Source organism: Chromatiales bacterium (assembly GCA_014762505.1).
In the GTDB taxonomy this organism is placed as follows: domain Bacteria; phylum Pseudomonadota; class Gammaproteobacteria; order SpSt-1174; family SpSt-1174; genus SpSt-1174.
Genome location: JABURS010000032.1, coordinates 194412 through 211449 on the forward strand (window position 1 = coordinate 194412; position 17038 = coordinate 211449).

20 protein-coding genes are annotated in these 17038 nt (G+C 68.4%); all 20 read left to right on the plus strand.

Going from position 1 to position 17038, the window contains the following annotated elements:
* Positions 1 to 376: 376 nt before the first annotated feature.
* Positions 377 to 1081, plus strand: coding sequence for a HyaD/HybD family hydrogenase maturation endopeptidase (gene hybD, locus HUJ28_05900; protein ID MBD3618984.1), 705 nt, complete (start codon positions 377 to 379; stop codon positions 1079 to 1081).
* A complete protein-coding gene (locus tag HUJ28_05905; GenBank protein MBD3618985.1) occupies positions 1081 to 1419 on the plus strand; it encodes a HypC/HybG/HupF family hydrogenase formation chaperone in 339 nt (112 codons plus the stop codon). Before hybD ends, HUJ28_05905 begins: the two co-directional genes overlap by 1 nt.
* Positions 1420 to 1444: 25 nt before the next feature.
* Positions 1445 to 1855, plus strand: coding sequence for a hydrogenase-1 expression HyaE (locus HUJ28_05910; protein MBD3618986.1), 411 nt, complete (start codon positions 1445 to 1447; stop codon positions 1853 to 1855).
* 15 nt (positions 1856 to 1870) lie between these two features.
* On the plus strand, positions 1871 to 2728 hold the full coding sequence (locus HUJ28_05915) for a hydrogenase expression/formation protein (protein ID MBD3618987.1): 858 nt from the start codon (positions 1871 to 1873) through the stop codon (positions 2726 to 2728).
* Positions 2725 to 2946: a rubredoxin gene (locus tag HUJ28_05920; protein ID MBD3618988.1), complete on the plus strand. Its 222-nt coding sequence runs from the start codon at positions 2725 to 2727 to the stop codon at positions 2944 to 2946. Before HUJ28_05915 ends, HUJ28_05920 begins: the two co-directional genes overlap by 4 nt.
* Positions 2943 to 3482 (plus strand): [NiFe]-hydrogenase assembly chaperone HybE, encoded by a 540-nt coding sequence (hybE, locus tag HUJ28_05925; protein MBD3618989.1) that lies wholly within the window; start codon positions 2943 to 2945, stop codon positions 3480 to 3482. The genes HUJ28_05920 and hybE overlap by 4 nt, the downstream gene beginning before the upstream one ends.
* Positions 3479 to 4654 carry a nickel-dependent hydrogenase large subunit gene (locus HUJ28_05930; GenBank protein MBD3618990.1) on the plus strand — a complete coding sequence of 392 codons (1176 nt, stop codon included), beginning with the start codon at positions 3479 to 3481 and terminating at the stop codon, positions 4652 to 4654. Before hybE ends, HUJ28_05930 begins: the two co-directional genes overlap by 4 nt.
* Positions 4647 to 4988: a hydrogenase maturation nickel metallochaperone HypA gene (hypA, locus tag HUJ28_05935; protein ID MBD3618991.1), complete on the plus strand. Its 342-nt coding sequence runs from the start codon at positions 4647 to 4649 to the stop codon at positions 4986 to 4988. Before HUJ28_05930 ends, hypA begins: the two co-directional genes overlap by 8 nt.
* A gap of 2 nt (positions 4989 to 4990) precedes the next feature.
* Positions 4991 to 5881, plus strand: a complete 891-nt coding sequence (gene hypB, locus HUJ28_05940; protein ID MBD3618992.1) for a hydrogenase nickel incorporation protein HypB — start codon at positions 4991 to 4993, stop codon at positions 5879 to 5881.
* A 4-nt stretch (positions 5882 to 5885) separates the two neighbouring features.
* Positions 5886 to 7376 (plus strand): sigma-54-dependent Fis family transcriptional regulator, encoded by a 1491-nt coding sequence (locus HUJ28_05945; GenBank protein MBD3618993.1) that lies wholly within the window; start codon positions 5886 to 5888, stop codon positions 7374 to 7376.
* Positions 7376 to 8770 (plus strand): PAS domain-containing protein, encoded by a 1395-nt coding sequence (locus tag HUJ28_05950; GenBank protein ID MBD3618994.1) that lies wholly within the window; start codon positions 7376 to 7378, stop codon positions 8768 to 8770. Before HUJ28_05945 ends, HUJ28_05950 begins: the two co-directional genes overlap by 1 nt.
* Positions 8757 to 9770: a HupU protein gene (locus tag HUJ28_05955; protein MBD3618995.1), complete on the plus strand. Its 1014-nt coding sequence runs from the start codon at positions 8757 to 8759 to the stop codon at positions 9768 to 9770. Before HUJ28_05950 ends, HUJ28_05955 begins: the two co-directional genes overlap by 14 nt.
* On the plus strand, positions 9767 to 11209 hold the full coding sequence (locus HUJ28_05960) for a nickel-dependent hydrogenase large subunit (GenBank protein MBD3618996.1): 1443 nt from the start codon (positions 9767 to 9769) through the stop codon (positions 11207 to 11209). The genes HUJ28_05955 and HUJ28_05960 overlap by 4 nt, the downstream gene beginning before the upstream one ends.
* A gap of 53 nt (positions 11210 to 11262) precedes the next feature.
* Positions 11263 to 11538 carry a HypC/HybG/HupF family hydrogenase formation chaperone gene (locus HUJ28_05965; GenBank protein MBD3618997.1) on the plus strand — a complete coding sequence of 92 codons (276 nt, stop codon included), beginning with the start codon at positions 11263 to 11265 and terminating at the stop codon, positions 11536 to 11538.
* Between the two features lies 1 nt (position 11539).
* Positions 11540 to 12226: an SIS domain-containing protein gene (locus HUJ28_05970; protein MBD3618998.1), complete on the plus strand. Its 687-nt coding sequence runs from the start codon at positions 11540 to 11542 to the stop codon at positions 12224 to 12226.
* Positions 12223 to 13371 carry a hydrogenase formation protein HypD gene (hypD, locus tag HUJ28_05975; GenBank protein MBD3618999.1) on the plus strand — a complete coding sequence of 383 codons (1149 nt, stop codon included), beginning with the start codon at positions 12223 to 12225 and terminating at the stop codon, positions 13369 to 13371. Before HUJ28_05970 ends, hypD begins: the two co-directional genes overlap by 4 nt.
* A 17-nt stretch (positions 13372 to 13388) precedes the next feature.
* Positions 13389 to 14435, plus strand: coding sequence for a hydrogenase expression/formation protein HypE (gene hypE, locus HUJ28_05980; GenBank protein MBD3619000.1), 1047 nt, complete (start codon positions 13389 to 13391; stop codon positions 14433 to 14435).
* Positions 14436 to 14645: 210 nt separating this feature from the next.
* Entirely contained in the window at positions 14646 to 15230 is a 585-nt protein-coding gene (locus HUJ28_05985; GenBank protein MBD3619001.1) for a hypothetical protein, read from the plus strand.
* On the plus strand, positions 15227 to 15589 hold the full coding sequence (gene avd / locus HUJ28_05990; GenBank protein MBD3619002.1) for a diversity-generating retroelement protein Avd: 363 nt from the start codon (positions 15227 to 15229) through the stop codon (positions 15587 to 15589). Before HUJ28_05985 ends, avd begins: the two co-directional genes overlap by 4 nt.
* 328 nt (positions 15590 to 15917) lie before the next feature.
* Positions 15918 to 16958, plus strand: a complete 1041-nt coding sequence (locus HUJ28_05995) for an RNA-directed DNA polymerase (GenBank protein ID MBD3619003.1) — start codon at positions 15918 to 15920, stop codon at positions 16956 to 16958.
* Positions 16959 to 17038: the final 80 nt, after the last annotated feature.

Sequence of the window (17038 nt, forward strand, 5' to 3'; positions counted from 1 at the left end):
CAGAGCAGGAGTCGTGCCAGGAATCTTAAGGGCTTTATCAGAAAGGAGTTTTTCCGCCGGGGCCGGTCTGCGGCGCTGTGCCGGTTGATGGACCCTAGCCTTTTGCCGGCTCAATGCGGAAACCCAGTTTTCATCTGCCGCCCGGGCTGCGAGGGCGCAGGAATTGCGGTTTCTCAGCCACCGCGGCGTAAAACTGGATGAAAGGTGATCAGTTTTCTACCCTAGGTGAAAGCATTCATTCCTTTTCTTGCCGCCGGCCGGGCCCGGGTCTCGAGATAAAGTCCCAGCTTTTCAGTGAGTTAAACGTCCGCAGGGCCGATGGTCCGACTCTTGCGAATGCATTCGGGTGTCGAATCGAAAACTGACTTTCCGCACCATGAGCGAAGCAGCCACACCTCAAACCTTGATCCTCGGCATCGGCAACATCCTGTGGGCGGACGAGGGCTTCGGCGTCCGGGCGGTGGAGATGCTCAACCGCAACTACGAGGCGCCCGAGGGCGTGACGCTGTTGGACGGCGGCACCCAGGGGATCTACCTGGTCTCCTACGTCAAGGCGGCCGACTACCTGGTGGTCTTCGACGCCGTGGACTACGGCCTGGCCCCAGGCACGCTCAAGGTCGTGGAGGACGACGAGGTCCCCAGTTTCATGGGGGCGAAGAAGATGAGCCTGCATCAGACTGGGTTTCAGGAGGTGCTGTCCATGGCCCAGTTGCTGGGTTCGTATCCGCAACGCCTGTTGCTGGTGGGGGTGCAGCCCGAGGAGCTGGAGGACTACGGCGGCAGCCTGCGTCCCTGCGTAAAGGCCCAGATCGAACCGGCCATACGGGTTGCGGTGGACTGGCTGGCCAGGCTCGGCGTGCAGCTGAGGCGGCGCGCGAGGCCCTTGCCCGAGTCCACCCTGCTGGCCTCCCCACAGGTGGGCCTGGACAGCTACGAGGCCGGGCGCCCCAGCGAGGAGATGGCGCCGCGCGTGGGCGATCCGAGGGTGATCTTCCAGCAGGGCTGCCGTTTCGACCCCAAGCCCTCGCCCCTGGAGGGGCCGGCGCTGGGCGTGGACCTGGACCGGCGGAGGCAGGACTGATGTGTATCGGCGTCCCCATGCGCATCGTCTCCGTCGACGGTCTGCGGGCCCTGTGCGAGCGCGAGGGCGAGCGGCGACACATCGACCTCTCGCTGGTGGGGCCCCAGCCGGCCGGGACCTGGGTGCTGACCTTCCTGGACGCGGCCCGGGAGGTGCTTTCGGCACAGGAGGCCCAGCGCATCGACGATGCGCTCAAGGCGCTGGGCGCGGTCATGGACGGCGAGCAGAACATCGACCACCTGTTCGCCGACCTGGGCGACCGCGAACCCCAGCTGCCCGAACACCTGCGGCCGCTTGCGGCCGCCACCCCCAAAGCGGCCACCGGCGAGGCCGAGTGACCGGCATGCAAGCGAGGAGACCGCCATGTCCTCACCGTTGATCGAACGGCTGACCACCGAGCTGGGCTACCCCCGGGTGGATACGGAAAGCCTGAACGAGTTCCTCGACGCCCACGCTCACAGTGTCCTGTTCTTCGCCGGCGACCCGGCGAAGTATCCCGAGGCCAACGACGTGGCCGTGGTGCTGCCCGAGCTGGTGCGCCACTTCGCCGGGCGCCTCGCCCCGGCCCTGGTGGCCGACGAGGACGAGGCCCGGTTGCAGGCGCTCTACGGCTTCGAAAGTTGGCCCGCGTTGGTCTTCCTGCGCGGGCGCGAATACCTGGGCAGCATCTGCCGCATCCGGGACTGGTCCGATTATCTGCAGACCATCGAGGCCCTGCTGCAGGGCCCGCCCAAGCGCCCGCCCAGTGTCGGCATCCCCGTCGTCAGCGCCTGAACCAGGAGCCAGATCATGCCAAAACCCATCGACATCCCCGTCATCGGCATCGGCCCCGGATCCCAGCCCGAGGAGGGCGAGGCGCTGGCCTATCTGGAGATGCCCAAGGGCATGTTCCGGCACGAGGTCGTGTCCCTGCCCGAGAAGGACGAGCTCGCCGACCTGCCGCAGCTGCGCGAGCTGCTCGAGCGCCTGTATACGGCCATCGCCGGCTATCGCGCCGGCGATCCGGCCATCCCGCTGGAGCTGGAGGGGCTGGAGCCCCGCATGGTGGAGTTCGTCAACCAGATCCTCGGCGAGGGCGAGGTGAGCGTGAGCGTCGAGGCGCCGGGCCTGCATGTGCAGGCGCAGGAGTCGGTGCTCACCGGCCTTTGGCGGGTACGCCGCCTGGACGAGCGCCGGCGCCCCGTGCGCGAGTGGTTGGAGGTGGCCGACATCCCCGCCGCGGTGCGCGATGCCAGTTTTTCCGGCGACAAGACGGTGGACACGGGGCTGGAGGCGATCCCCGAGGGGGTGCACAACGCGCCGGCGCTGCTGGTGGAGATCGCCGACAAGATCCGCGAGTGGCGCCCGGGCATGGAGCCGCACGTGATCAATCTCAGCCTCCTGCCGCTGACGGCGCAGGACCTGGTGTTCCTCGGCGAGCGCCTGGGCGTGGGCCCCACCACCATCCTCTCGCGCGGCTACGGCAACTGCCGCATCGGCGCCACGGCCAAGGACAATCTGTGGTGGATCAAGTACTACAACTCGCAGGACGCGCTGATCCTCAACACCATCGAGGTGGTCGACGTCCCGGCCGTGGCCATGGCCGCGCCCGAGGACATCGAGGACAGCACCGAGCGGCTGAAGGAGATCCTGGAGCAGTATCGATGAAGACCTTCGAGGGCTCTTATCTCGGCGACGACAGCCGCATCCCCGACGATGCGCGCATGGAGTGCAAGATCTGCTGGTACGTCTACGACCCCGCCGAGGGCGACGAGTACTGGCAGATTCCACCGGGCACCCCGTTCAGCCGTCTGCCCGGGCACTGGCGCTGCCCCGAGTGTGACGGCGCCAAGGACCAGTTCATGGTGGTGCAGGAGGGCCCATGACGGGCGCGGCCGCCGACCCCGCTGTTGCGCTCTCGCGCCGCATCGAGAGCGTCTTCGAGGCCATCGCCCTGGGGCGCATGCGCGGGCTGCCGGTGATGAACGCCGCCTTGCGCGTGGAGGCGGTGGGCTTTCAGCGCTGGCAGGAGGACTGGATCGGCGTGCTGCTCACGCCCTGGTTCATGAACGCCATGCTGCTGCCCGGCGCCGAGGGCGCCTGGGCGCCTGTGGCGGTGGGCACCGTGCGCGAGCACCGTCTGCCCTCCGGCAGTTACGCCTTCATCCGCGGCCACGAGCCCGGGCTGGGCGACTACGAGAGCTGTTCGCTGTTCTCGCCCATGTTCGAGTTCGAGACGCAGGAGGCGGCGCGGGCCACGGCCCGGGCCGCGTTGAACGCCCTGCTGCTCCCCGAGGCCGAAGACCATGGCCAGGCCGCGCAGCAGCGCGCGCCCGAGCGCGTGATGGAGGCGCGCCTTAAGCAACCCATGAGCCGCCGGGATCTGCTGCGCGGGGCCTTTCTGCGGGGCGGGCGGCGATGAGCGGTCCGTTGGAGGGCGGTCTGAAGATCTCGCTGCGGCTGGAAGGGGCCGCCGTCCGGCAGGTGCGCATCGAATCCTCCCGCCCGGTGCAGGCCGCACGGCTGTTGGAGGGCAAGCCCCCCGAGACGGCGGTCCAGGCCGTGTTGCCGGCCCTGTTCCACGTCTGCGGCCGGGCGCATTTGGCGGCGGCGCAATACGCCATCGAGGGCGCGCTGGGTGCGGCGGCCGACGATCAGACCGTGCTGGCCCGCAGGGTTTGGGTGGAGGCCGAGAACCTGCGCGAGCACCTGCTGCGCGTGTTCATGGACTGGCCGGTGCTGATGGGGCGCAGCCCGCGGCCGGGCCCCCTGGCCCAGGTCAAGGCGCTGACCGAGGCCCTGGCGGCGGCCGCGGGCCGCGATCCGTGCCGCGCCGCCGTGCACACGCGCCAGCTGATCGAGGCGGTGGCGGCGCTGCGAGGCTTCGTTGAGAGCGAACTGCTGGCCGGGGGTACCCGCGCCTTTCTCGGTATCGAGACCGCCGAAGGCCTGCGGCGCTGGGCGCGGCAGGCCGCCACCCTGCCCGCCGCGTTCCTGCGTTGGCTGGAGGGACGCGCGCCGCGCGGCGCCGAGGTGCTCGTCGACCCCCTGCCGGAGCTGGCGGCCGTGCCCCTGCGGGCCCTGCTGGACGGGGAGGACTGGCTGCCGTTCGTCGCCCGTCCCACCTGGGAGGGGCGCTGCCGCGAGACCGGCCCGTTGGCCCGTCAGGTGCAACGGCCGCTGCTGCGCGATCTGCTCGAGAGCCAAGGCGACGGGACGCTGACGGCGCGCTTCGCCGCCCGCCTGGTGGAGCTGGCCGCGGCCCTGGAGGGGTTGTCCCAGCCCGGGGTGCAGGGCCTGGCGCGGCCCCCGGTGCAGGCGGGGCTCGCGGCGGTCGAGACCTCCCGTGGGCGCCTGGTGCACCGCGTGCTCTGTGACGATGAGCGCATCCGGCGCTACCGCATCCTCGCACCCACCGAATGGAATTTCCATCCCGAGGGCGTGGTGTCGAAGATGCTCCGCGGGATCAAGGCGCAGCGCCCCGAACAGCTGCGCGGGCACGCGGCGCTGGTGATCCAGGCGGTGGACCCCTGCGTGGGCTATCGGCTGGAGCTTCAAACCTCGGCCCTGAGGGAGACGGCCGGCCATGCATGAGATGTCGCTGTGCGAGGGCATCGTGCAGGTGCTGGAGGCGCAGGCGCGGGAGCAGTGCTTCTCCCGGGTGAGGGCGGTGTGGCTGGAGATCGGCGCCCTGGCGGGGGTGGAGATCGAGGCGCTGCGTTTCTGCTTCGACGTGGTCTGTCGTGACAGCTTGGCCGAGGGGGCCGCGCTGCACATCGATGAGATCCCGGGCCAGGGCTGGTGCATGAGCTGCGCCAAGTCCGTGCCGGTGATGCGTCGCTACGACCCCTGCCCGGATTGCGGTGGCTTCCAAGTACAGGTCACCGGCGGCGACCAGATGAGAATTCGAGAACTGGAGGTGGAATAGTCATGTGCACGGTATGCGGATGCGGCGAGGGCGAGACCCGGATCGAGGGCCTGGAACAGGCCCATCACCACGACCACCATCACCATCACCACGACCATCACGGGCACGAGGGGGCGCAGGCCCACGGGGACGGTCACCACCACTACGGCCTCGGCCCGGCCCGCGCGCATGCGCCGGGGATGGATCAGGGCCGCATGCTGCGTATCGAGCAGGACATACTCAGCAAGAATGACGGCTATGCGGCGCAGAACCGGCGCTGGTTCGCCGCCCACGGCGTGCTGGCGCTGAACCTGGTCTCCAGCCCCGGCTCGGGCAAGACCACGCTGCTCACGCGCAGCCTGGCCGACCTCAAGGACGAGCTGTCCCTGTGTGTCATTGAGGGCGATCAGGAGACCAGCCAGGACGCGGACCGTATCCGCGCCACCGGGGTGCCGGCCCTGCAGATCAACACCGGCAAGGGCTGCCACCTGGATGCGCACATGGTGGGCCACGCCCTCGAGGGCCTCGCGCCGCAGGACGGCTCGGTGCTGTTTATCGAGAACGTGGGCAATCTGGTCTGCCCGGCGGCCTTCGATTTGGGCGAGGCGCATAAGGTGGTGATCCTGTCGGTGACCGAAGGTGAGGACAAGCCCATCAAATACCCGGATATGTTCCACGCCGCCGATCTGATGCTTATCAACAAGATCGACCTGTTGGCGCACGTGAACTTCGACGTGGACAGGTGCGTGGAATACGCGCGGCGGGTGAATCCGGGCATCCAGGTGTTGAAGGTCTCGGCCACCAGCGGCGAGGGCATGGACGACTGGTATCAATGGATACGTCTCACCCGCCGCTCGCGGCTCATCGGACATCCGGTGCTGCAGGTGCGGGCCGACGGCGCCCGGGCGGTCTGAGGCCATGCCCACGCTGCCGAGCATACTGGTCGTCGACGACGAGCCGCGCTCGGTGGAGGCGCTGGAGCGCATCCTCGAGGACGAGTTCGAGGTCTTCACCGCGACCTCCGTGAGCGAGGCCGAGCAGATCCTGAGCCGCGAATGGGTGCAGGTGATCCTATGCGACCAGCGCATGCCCGACATGAGCGGGGTGGAGTTCCTCGCCCGGGTGCGTGACCAGTGGCCGGAGGTGATCCGTATCATCATCTCCGGCTACACTGACGCGGGCGATATCATCGACGCGGTCAACGAGGCGGGCATCTATCAGTTCATCAGCAAGCCTTGGCACCCGGACGATCTGCTGCTCAAGCTGCGCAACGCGGTGGAGCTGTTCCGCCTGCAACGCGACAACGAGCAGCTGTCGGTGGAGCTCAAGCTCAAGCCCTCCACCCTGGCCGAGGCCATGGCGGAGAAGCGCCGGGTCCTGCAGGCGCGCTTCGGCTGCAGCGAGAGCATCATCCGCGCCCCCGGCAGCCGCATGGACGGGATCTGCGAGACGGTGCGCCGGGTCGCCCCCTACGACGTGAACGTGCTGATCACGGGCGAGTCCGGTACGGGCAAGGAACTGCTGGCGCGGGCCCTTCACTACAACAGCCTGCGTCTGGACAAGCCCTTTCTCGCCGAGAACTGCGGGGCACTGCCCGACGAGCTGCTGGAGTCCGAGCTTTTCGGCCACAAGCGCGGCGCCTTCACCGGCGCGGTGGAGGACAGGGTGGGTCTGTTCGAGCGGGCCGATGGCGGCACCATCTTCCTCGACGAGATCGGCGAGATCTCGCCCGCTTTCCAGGTCAAGCTGCTGCGCGTGCTGCAGGAAGGGGAGATCCGGCCGCTGGGCAGCAACAAGCGCCGCAGCGTAGACGTGCGCATCATCGCCGCAACCAACCGCAACGTCGAAGAGGAGGTGCGGGAGGGCCGCTTCCGCCGCGACCTCTACTACCGCATCGCCACCTTCACCGTCCATGTGCCGCCGCTGCGCGAGCGCAAGGAGGATATACCGCTGCTGGCCCGCAGCATCCTGGAGGAGATCACCGAGCAGCTCGGCAAGAAGGCGCGCGGCTTCACCGATGAGGCCATCGACTGCTTATGCGCCTACGACTGGCCGGGCAACGTGCGCGAGCTGCAAAACGAGATCAAGCGCATGCTGGTGTTGGCCCAGGAGGACTACCTGGGCGCGGAGCTGATCTCACCCCATGTGCTGCGGGCCACGCCGGAGGAGGCGGCCCCCGACATGGAGCTGCTCATGGGCATCGACGGCACGCTCAAGGAGCGCATCGAGGCCCTGGAGGCCAAGATCCTGAAGGAGACCTTGATCCGCCATCGCTGGAACAAGACGCGGGCGGCTCAGGAGCTGGGGCTGTCGCGCGTGGGGCTGCGCAGCAAGCTGGAGCGTTACGGCCTGGAGAAGATCGACAGCATCGACCGTGAGGTGGAGGATGAGCGTAGGGGCAACGGCTGATGTCGGTCGCGGCGCGTGGAGAGGCGGCCGTGGGCGCGGGTGACCGTTCGCTGCTGAGCGGCCAGGTCACGCTGCCGTCCACGCCGCAGCAGGCCATCGGCGAGGAGGCCTGGATCGAGGTCATCCGGCGCATGGACGAGATCCATGCGGACCTGGTGCGCTCCCAGGTGGAGCTGGAGGAGAAGAACGCAGTCCTGGAGGAGGCGCAGCGGTTCATCGACAGCGTGCTCTCGGCCATGTCCGACGTGCTGATCGTGGCCGACGTGAACGGGCGCATCCAGCGGGTGAACCAATCGCTGTTGAACCTGACCGGGCGGGGTGAGGCGCAGCTGGTGGGCAGTCTGCTCACCGATCTGTTCAGCCCGGAGTCGGCGGAACAGGTGCGGGAGTTTCCCGAACGCATCCGCCGGGGCGCCATCGCCGATTGCGAGGTCTTCATTCCCAACGCCCAGGGGGTGAGCGTGCCCATCGCCATCAGCTGCAACCCGCGCTACGACAGCGACGGCAGCCTCTCGGGCATTGTGCTCACCGGGCACGAGCTGGGCAAGCTGCGCCGCGCCTACCGCGACCTGCGCAAGGCCCATGAGGAGCTCAAGCGCACCCAGCAGCAGTTGCTGCAGTCGGAGAAGATGGCCTCGCTGGGGCGGCTGGTGGCGGGGGTGGCCCACGAGCTGAACAACCCCATCAGCTTCGTGTTCGGCAACATGCACGCGCTCAAGCGCTACGAGGGCCGGCTGCGCCAGTACCTCGACGCGGTGCATCGGGGCGTGGGCCCCGAGGAGCTGCATGCGCTGCGCGAGAAGCTGAAGATCGACCGCATCCGCAAGGATATGGCCCCGCTGATCGACGGCTCGCTGGAGGGCGCGGGGAGGGTCAGCGACATCGTCCAGAACCTGCGTCGCTTCGCCACCCCGCAAAGGCCCAACCGCCACCGTTTCGATCTGGTGCGCGTGGTGGACTCGGCGGCCAGCTGGGTGGCCAAGGCCGCCAGGCACGCCCCCGAGCTGAGATTCGACATGCCCTCGGAGCTCAGTGTCCACGGCACCGAGGGCTATGTACACCAGATCCTCATCAACCTGGTGCAGAACTCGCTGGATGCCATGGAGGGCCAGGGCGAGCCGGTGGTCGAGATTCGGGTCTGGCAGGAGGGGGATCAGGCCATGGTCAGCGTGCGCGACCACGGCCCCGGCATCGCGGAACATGACCTGATCCGCATCTTCGATCCCTTCTTCACCACCAAGCCGGTGGGCAAGGGCACGGGGCTGGGGCTGTACATCAGCTACGGCCTGGCCAAGGACCAGTGCGCGGGGGATTTGACCGCGCGCAACCATCCCGAGGGCGGGGCCGAGTTCACCCTGATCATACCGGTGGAGGCCAGTGATGGAGACGGTTGAGCGATTCACCCTGTTGTGGTTGCAGTCGGGCGGATGCGGCGGTTGCAGCATGTCGCTGCTCAACGCCGAGTCGCCCGATCTGTACAACGCCCTGGATCTGGCCGGTATCGAGCTGCTCTGGCATCCCTCCCTCAGCGAGGCGGGTTCGGAGGAGTTCATCGAGCTGATCCGCTCCATCGTGCAGGGCCGTCGCCGCCTGGACGCCCTGTGTATCGAAGGCTCGCTGATGCGCGGTCCCCAGGGCACCGGGCGCTTCCATATGCTGGCCGGCACCGGCCGGCCCATGATCGACTGGGTGCGGGACCTGGCCGCGCGGGCCCGCTACACGCTGGCGGTGGGCAGCTGCGCCTGTTTCGGAGGGATTACGGCGGCCGGCGGCAACCCCGGTGAGGCCTGCGGCCTGCAGTACGACGGCTGGGCCGAGGGTGCCGTGCTGCCTGCGGACTGGCGTTCGCCGGGCGGGCTGCCGGTGATCAACATCGCCGGCTGTCCGGTCCATCCCGCCTGGGTGCTGGACACCCTGGCGCTGCTGGCCGCCGGGGCCTTGGGGGAGGACGTCCTGGACGAGCTTAGCCGGCCGCGCAGCTACACCGACCACCTGGTCCACCACGGTGGCCCGCGCAACGAGTTCTACGAATACAAGGCCAGTGCCGAAAAGCCCGCCGATCAAGGCTGCATGATGGAGCACATGGGCTGCCTCGGGACCCAGGCGCGGGCCGACTGCAATATCCGTCCTTGGAACGGCGGCGGCTCCTGCCTCAAGGGGGGCTATGCCTGCATCAACTGCACCGCCCCGCGGTTCGAAGAGCCCGGTCATCCCTTCACCGAAACGCCCAAGGTCGCGGGCATCCCCGTGGGCCTGCCCAGCGACATGCCCAAGGCCTGGTTCGTGGCGCTCTCGACCCTGGCCAAGGCGGCCACCCCCGACAGGTTGCGCGAGAACGCCACCTCCGAATACATCAAGATTCATCCCTCCACCAAGCGCAGGAGCGGGCCGTGAGTCGGCGTCTGTTCGGCCCTTTCAACCGTGTCGAGGGCGACCTGGAGGTGCAGGTGGAGATCGACGCCGGCCGGGTCACCGGCGCCTGGGTCAACCCGCCGCTTTTCCGCGGCTTCGAGCAGATCCTGCACGGCAAGGACCCGCGCGACGCCCTGGTCTATACCCCGCGCATCTGCGGTATCTGCTCGGTCTCCCAATCGGTGGCGGCGGCCGCGGCCTTAGCCGAGCTCATAGGCCTGGAGCCCCCGCCCAACGGGCGCCTGGCGATCAATCTCATCCTGGCCTGCGAAAACCTCGCCGATCATCTGACCCATTTCTATCTGTTTTTCATGCCGGATTTCGCCCGCGAGGCCTATCGGGACCGCCCCTGGTTCGAGGCCGTGCGTGCGCGTTTCAAGGCGCAGAGCGGCAGCGCCGCCGGCGAGGTGCTCCCGGCCCGCGCCCGGCTGCTGCACCTCACCGGCATCCTCGCCGGCAAGTGGCCGCACAGCCTCGCCATCCAGCCGGGCGGCAGCACGCGCGCGGCCGGTGCTCAGGACAAGGTACAGCTGGCGGCCGTGGTGGGCCTGTTCCGCCGCTTCCTGGAGCGCACCCTGTTCGCCGACCGGTTGGAGAACGTGGCGGCCCTGGACTCGGCCCAGGCCCTGGCGGCATGGGCCGAGGCCCATGCCGAGAGCGACTTCGGACGCTTCCTGCATCTCTCCGACGATCTGGGGCTGGATGCGCTGGGTCGGGCCTCGGACCGCTTCATGAGCTACGGGGCCTATGCCCAGGAGGACGGCCACCTGTTCCGGCGCGGGGTCTGGGACGGGGAACTGAGGGCCTTGGATCCGGCGGGCATTACCGAGGACGTCAGTTGCAGCTGGATGCAGTCCCAGAACGGCCCCAAGCATCCCTATCAGGGGGCCACGCTGCCGGCGGCCGAAAAGCAGGGGGCCTACAGCTGGTGCAAGGCGCCGCGGCTCAACGGTCAGGTGGTGGAGACCGGTGCCCTGGCCCGGCAGGTGGTGGACGGACACCCCTTGATCCGCGACCTGGTGGCCGCAAGCGGCGGCAACGTCCGCAACCGGGTGGTGGCCAGGGTGTTGGAGTTGGCGCGCGTGGTACCGGCCATGGAATCCTGGGTGCGCGCCCTGAAGCCGGGGGCGGCCTTCTGCGCCCACGCGCCGCTGCCCGAGGAGGGTGAGGGCGCGGGGCTGGTGGAGGCCGCGCGCGGCAGCCTGGGCCACTGGCTGCGGGTGCGCAACGGGCGCATCCTGAACTATCAGATCATCGCCCCCACCACCTGGAACTTCTCCCCGCGCGACGGCAGCGGGGTGCCCGGGGCGCTGGAGCAGGCGCTGGTGGGCACGCCCGTAGGTGAGCAGGGGCCTGAGGCCGTGGCCCTGCAGCACGTGGTGCGCTCCTTCGACCCCTGCATGGTCTGCACGGTGCATTGAGCGCGTACATCGGACGGGCGCCTCCCGTCCTGGTCCGAATCGGAGGTATCGCTATGTGTCTGGGAATTCCTGGGCGGATTGTGGAGATCGTCGACGGCGCGCAGGGCCTGGCCAAGGTGGAGGTCTCCGGTGTCAGGCGCGAGGTCAACATCGCCTGCGTCATCGATCAGGAGCATCCCGCCGAATCCTGCGTGGGCGACTGGGTGCTGGTGCACGTGGGCTTCGCCATGAGCCGCATCGACGAGGACGAGGCGCGCAAGACCCTGGCCCTACTGCAGGAGCTGGGCGAGGTCCGCGAGGAGCTTGCGGCTATGCAGGGGGAAGGCTGAGATGGACGAGCAAAGGCCGCTTTCGGGGCTGTACCCCTTTCTTCACGGCGGGCACAAGGACCCGGCGCGCGAGCACCAGGCGCTGCTGGAGTCGGTCCGACAGAAAAGCGCACACAGCCTGGAGGTGAAGGCGCGTTTCTACCGCGAGCATGCCGAGGAGGTGGTGGCCTGTGCCCGCGCCATCGCCCAGGTCTATCGGCACGGCGGGCGCATGTTCTCCATGGGCAACGGCGGCTCGAGCTGTGATGCGGCGCACTTCGCCGTGGAATTCCAGCACCCGGTCACCGCCGGGCGTCCCGCACTGGCGGCCATGAACCTGGTGATGGATACGGCCATGCTCAGCGCCGTGGCCAACGACCTGGGGCCGCGCCACGTCTTCACCCGCCAGCTCCAGGCCCACGCCCGCCGCGGCGACGGGCTCATCGGTTTTTCCACCAGCGGCAATTCGGAGAACCTCATGAGCGCCTTCGCCAAGGCCCGGGAGCTGGGGCTGGTGACCATCGGCCTGGCCGGCGGCGACGGCGGCCAGATGCGCCGCAGCGGACTGCTGGACCACTGCCTGGTGGTGGACACCGACTCCATCCATCGCGTGCAGGAGGTGCACGTGTCCCTGTACCACATCCTCTGGGACCTCACCCACACGCTGCTGGCCGACCACCGCGGCAGCGCGGGAGGGCAGTCGACATGAAGTACACCGACGAGTTTCGCGACCCACGGCTGGCCGAGCGCCTGGTCAGGGAGATCGAGGCGCTGGTGGCGGGCATGCCCCGCCTGCGCGAGCGTCCGCTGCAGATCATGGAGTTCTGCGGCGGTCACACCCACACCATCTTCCGCTACGGCCTGGAACGCATGCTCCCGCAGGGCATCGAGCTGGTGCACGGCCCCGGCTGCCCGGTGTGTGTGCTGCCCATGGGACGGGTGGACGACTGCATCGCCCTGGCCGAGCGGCCGGAGGTGATCTTCACCACCTTCGGCGATGCCATGCGTGTGCCCGGCTCGCGCAAGAGCCTGCTTGGGGCCAAGGCCGACGGGGCCGACGTGCGCATGGTCTACTCGCCCCTGGACGCCCTGGCCCTGGCGCGCCGGCATCCCGACCGCGAGGTGATCTTCTTCGCCCTAGGCTTCGAGACCACCATGCCCAGCACCGCGCTCACCGTGCTGCAGGCCGAGCGCGAGGGCATCGGGAACTTCTCCCTGTTCTGCAACCACATCACCACCGTGCCCACCATCAAGGCGGTGTTGGACTCGCCGGACATGCAGCTCGACGGCTTCCTCGCGCCGGGGCATGTGAGCATGGTGGTGGGGGAGGCGCCGTTCCAGTTCGTGGCACGGCAGTACGGCAAGCCCATCGTCATCACCGGCTTCGAGCCCCTGGACATCCTCCAGAGCCTGTGGATGGTCGTCCGCCAGCTGGCCGAGGGCCGCTGCGAGGTGGAGAACCAGTACTCGCGGGTGGTCCCCGCCGAGGGCAACCGCCCGGGGCTTCAGGCCATCGACCGGGTCTTCGAGCTGCGCGAGTTCTTCGAGTGGCGGGGGCTGGGCTCCATCGACCACTCCGGGGTGCGCATGCGCGAGGCCTATGCGCGCTTTGACGCCGAGCGCCGCTTCGCCGTGCCCAATCTCAAGATCGCCGATCCCAAGTCCTGCCAGTGCGGTGAGGTGATCAAGGGGGTGATCCGTCCCTGGGAGTGCAAGGTCTACGGCACTCAGTGCACGCCGGAGCAACCGCTGGGCGCCTTGATGGTCTCCTCGGAGGGGGCCTGCGCCGCCTACTACAACTACGGCGCGGTGAAGCCCGCGGCACAGGCGGCCCGCCGGGAGGTGGTCTCGTGAGCGCCGGGGGCGGACCCATGCGCAGAGGCCGCGCGCGCCTGCGCGGGGAGGTCATCACCCTGTCCCACGGCAGCGGCGGCAAGGCCATGCGCGATCTCATCGAGGACCTGTTCCTCGGCGGCTTCGACAATGCGATCCTCGCCACCCTGGAGGACCAGGCCCGGGTCGATCTGGCCGCCCTGGCCACCGCCGGCGACCGCCTGGCCCTGACCACCGATTCCTATGTGGTCGACCCCTTGTTCTTCCCCGGGGGCGACATCGGGGCCCTGGCGGTGAACGGGACGGTCAACGACCTGGCCGTGGGCGGTGCCAGGCCGCTGTATCTCACCTGCGGCATGATCATCGAGGAGGGGCTTGCGGTGGAGGACCTGCGCCGGGTGGTGGCCTCCATGAAGGCCGCGGCCGACGCGGCGGGGGTGCGCATCGTCACCGGAGATACCAAGGTGGTGCATCGCGGCGCCGCCGACAAGCTGTTCATCAACACCGCCGGGGTGGGCGTAATCCCGCCGGGCGTGGACATCCGCGCCGACCGCGCCCGTCCGGGCGACGTGGTGCTGGTCAACGGCTACATCGGCGACCACGGCGCGGCCATCGTCGATGCCCGCGGCGAGCTGGCGCTGGACAACGACATCGCGAGCGACTGCCAGCCGCTGAACGGCCTGGTGGAGGCGATGCTGGCGGCCTGCCCGGACATCCACTGCATGCGCGATGCCACCCGCGGCGGCCTGGCCACGGTGCTCAATGAGTTCGCCCAGTCCAGCGGCTGCGGGATCCGCCTGCAGGAGACGGCCATCCCCCTGCGCGAGCCCGTGCGGGGCATGTGCGAGCTGCTGGGCCGGGACCCGCTGTACCTGGCCAACGAGGGCAAGCTGGTGGCGGTGGTGCCCGCCGAGCATGCCGAGGCCGTGCTGGCGGCCATGCGGGCCCATCCGGCCGGGCGGGACAGCGCCGCCATCGGCGAGGTCACCGCCTCGCCCGCCGAGATGGTGGTGCTGGCCACGGGTTTCGGCGGCGAGCGCATCGTCGACATGCTAGTGGGCGAGCAGCTGCCCAGGATCTGCTGAGCCCCGCTCAGCCCCCGCCCTTGCCCTTCCTGGCCCGGGCCAGCTCGCGCAGCATGGCCTCCTGCTCGGCGAAGGAGGCCGGGCGCCGCGCATCGCGGGCCGCCCCCCCCAGGGCCTTGAAGTCCACCACGATGTCGCCCACCGTGATGTGAGTGGTGTTGCCGCCGGTAGCGCCTTCCTGGCCCTTCCCCGACCTGCGACCCCACCGGCATGGTGGAAGTGGTCCCCGGCAAGCTGTGGGTGGACATCTACCTGAACAGTGAGGGCAGCGGCACGTGGCCGGAGAACATCCCTGTGAGCCGCTACGGCGTGCCGCCGATCAAGGACGACATCTACGCCCGGGTGGACTTCCACCTGCTGGCCCGCAATGCCGGCAAGCGCCTGCCGTCCGCCGAGGAGTTCCTGACCTACGCCGAGGGCGCGCCCCAGGGCAATGACGGCAACAACGACACGGCGTGGTCAGCCACCGGAAACACCGGCCCAACCACTGCCGGGGCAGTGGCCAAGGCGGTCTCCATGTTCAACGTGGTGGATGCGGCCGGCAACCTTTGGGACTGGCTGGACAATCATCACGACCTGGGCGGCTCCTACGCCTGGACCACCTCCGTGGTTAATGTCGGCAAGGATTCCGGCACCCCGCGCGGTGCGGTGTCCCACGCCTCTTGGCGCTGCTTCATTGGCGGCGGTCAATTCGACCACGGTGTCCGCTGCGGCTCTCGCTGCCTGAGCTCCAGCGCGATTCCGTGGCTCGCGTCTGGCAATGTGGGCCTGCGCTGCGTCTGTGACGCCCTGTGAGCCCGAGCCCTGAAAGGGCCCCGCGACAGCGGGGCCTGGTTATCGTCAATAAAGCAGAGCGGCTGATACTCGATCTGGGGCCGCATATCGACAAAATCCCCAAGCGCCAGCGATACCGCTACGCCCTCCGTCTGGAGGACGGATTGTGGGAGCTGGTGCGGCGCCTGATCGAGGCGGCCATGAGCAACCAGAAAAGCAAGGTTTACCGCGCAGATGAACAGGTCCGATACCTTCACGCCCTGCTGCGTCATGCGGCAGAACGCAAGCTGCTGGGCATCAAGCGTGTGGGCGATGCCAGCAAGCAGCTATCCGAGATCGGCGCCATGATCGGCGCCTGGCGCCAGCGGCTGGGCGCCTGACCGTTTAGGGGTAGGTCGGGTTTCGACGCCGATTGGCGCTGCTTCATTGGCGGCGGTCAATTCGACAACGGTGTCCGCTGCGGCTCTCGCTGCCTGAACTCCAATGCGAATCCGTGGAACGCGAATGGCAATGTGGGGCTGCGCGGCGTCTGTGACCACCAATACCAGAGAGGGCGGCAACGGTGTTGCCGTCACCTGAGATCCCTAACAGGGGGGTCAGCCGATCTATCCCGGTCCCGCTCCGGTGGGCCGAACACGATAGCCCGGGCGGCGTGAGTAGCCCCGAGCGAAAGCCCCTCCCGGGCGCTCTGAATCAAATGGACGACACATGGGAAGCAAGAATAAGCGACTGATCGAGCAGATCATCGACTGGGACAACCTGCTGGAGGCGCACCGCCTGGCGCGTCGCGGAAAGCGCGACCGGGGCGAGGTTGCAGCCTTCGAGACGAATCTATGGGAGGAGCTGGGCGCGCTCCAGATGGAGCTGCTGTGGGGTACCTATGCTCCGGGCCGCTACCGCTCCTTCGTGGTCTACGAGCCCAAGCGGCGCGAGATTCTGGCGGCACCCTACCGCGACCGGGTGGCGCAGCACGCCATCTGCAACATCACCGGCCCGATCTGGGACCGGGCCATGATCTTCGACAACTACGCCTGCCGCGTCGGTAAGGGCACCCACGTGGGTGCGGATCGCGTCGAGAAGTGGCTGCGCGGCATGGTCGCCAGCGGCGACACCTGGGTGCTGAAGATGGATGTCAGCAAGTATTTCTTCTCCATCCGGCACGATCTGGCCAAGGCCGTGGTGCGCGATCGCGTGCGCTGCCCGGCCACCTTGCGGGTGCTGGATGCCATCATCGACAGCACGGCGGACCCGTCCGACCCGGACCCCGTAGGCATCCCTGTGGGCAACCTGACCAGCCAGTGGATCGCCAACCTGGTGGGCAACCGCATCGACCAGTGGGCGAAGCGCGAGATCGGCCTTCGGCGCTACGCCCGTTACATGGACGACATGGTGGTGCTGGTGCGCACCAAAGAGGAGGCCCTGGCGCTGCGCCAGGCGTTCGACGACAAGCTGGCCAGCATGGGCTTTCGGTTCAGCAAGACCAGCGTGCTGCCGGCCAGCCGAGGCGTGAACTTTCTGGGCTACCGGATCTGGCCCCATAAGCGCCTGCTGCGCAAGGACTCGGTGCGGCGTATGAAGCGCCGGATGCGGGAGATGGAGTGGCAGTACGCAAGGGGTCTGATCGCCCCGGCGGAGATCCGCCAGCGCATCGCCTCATGGGTGGCCCACGCGAACCACGCGGACAGTGAAACCATCCGGCGGCGGGTGCTGGGGAGTGTGGTTTTTAAGCGGCTGGTAAAGGGCGATTAAAGGCGGGAGAATCGAAGTTTCAAACCTAGCAGGCTGTTGAAAAACCCAATCCACAAGCGGATCGGCGTCCGGTAAAATGC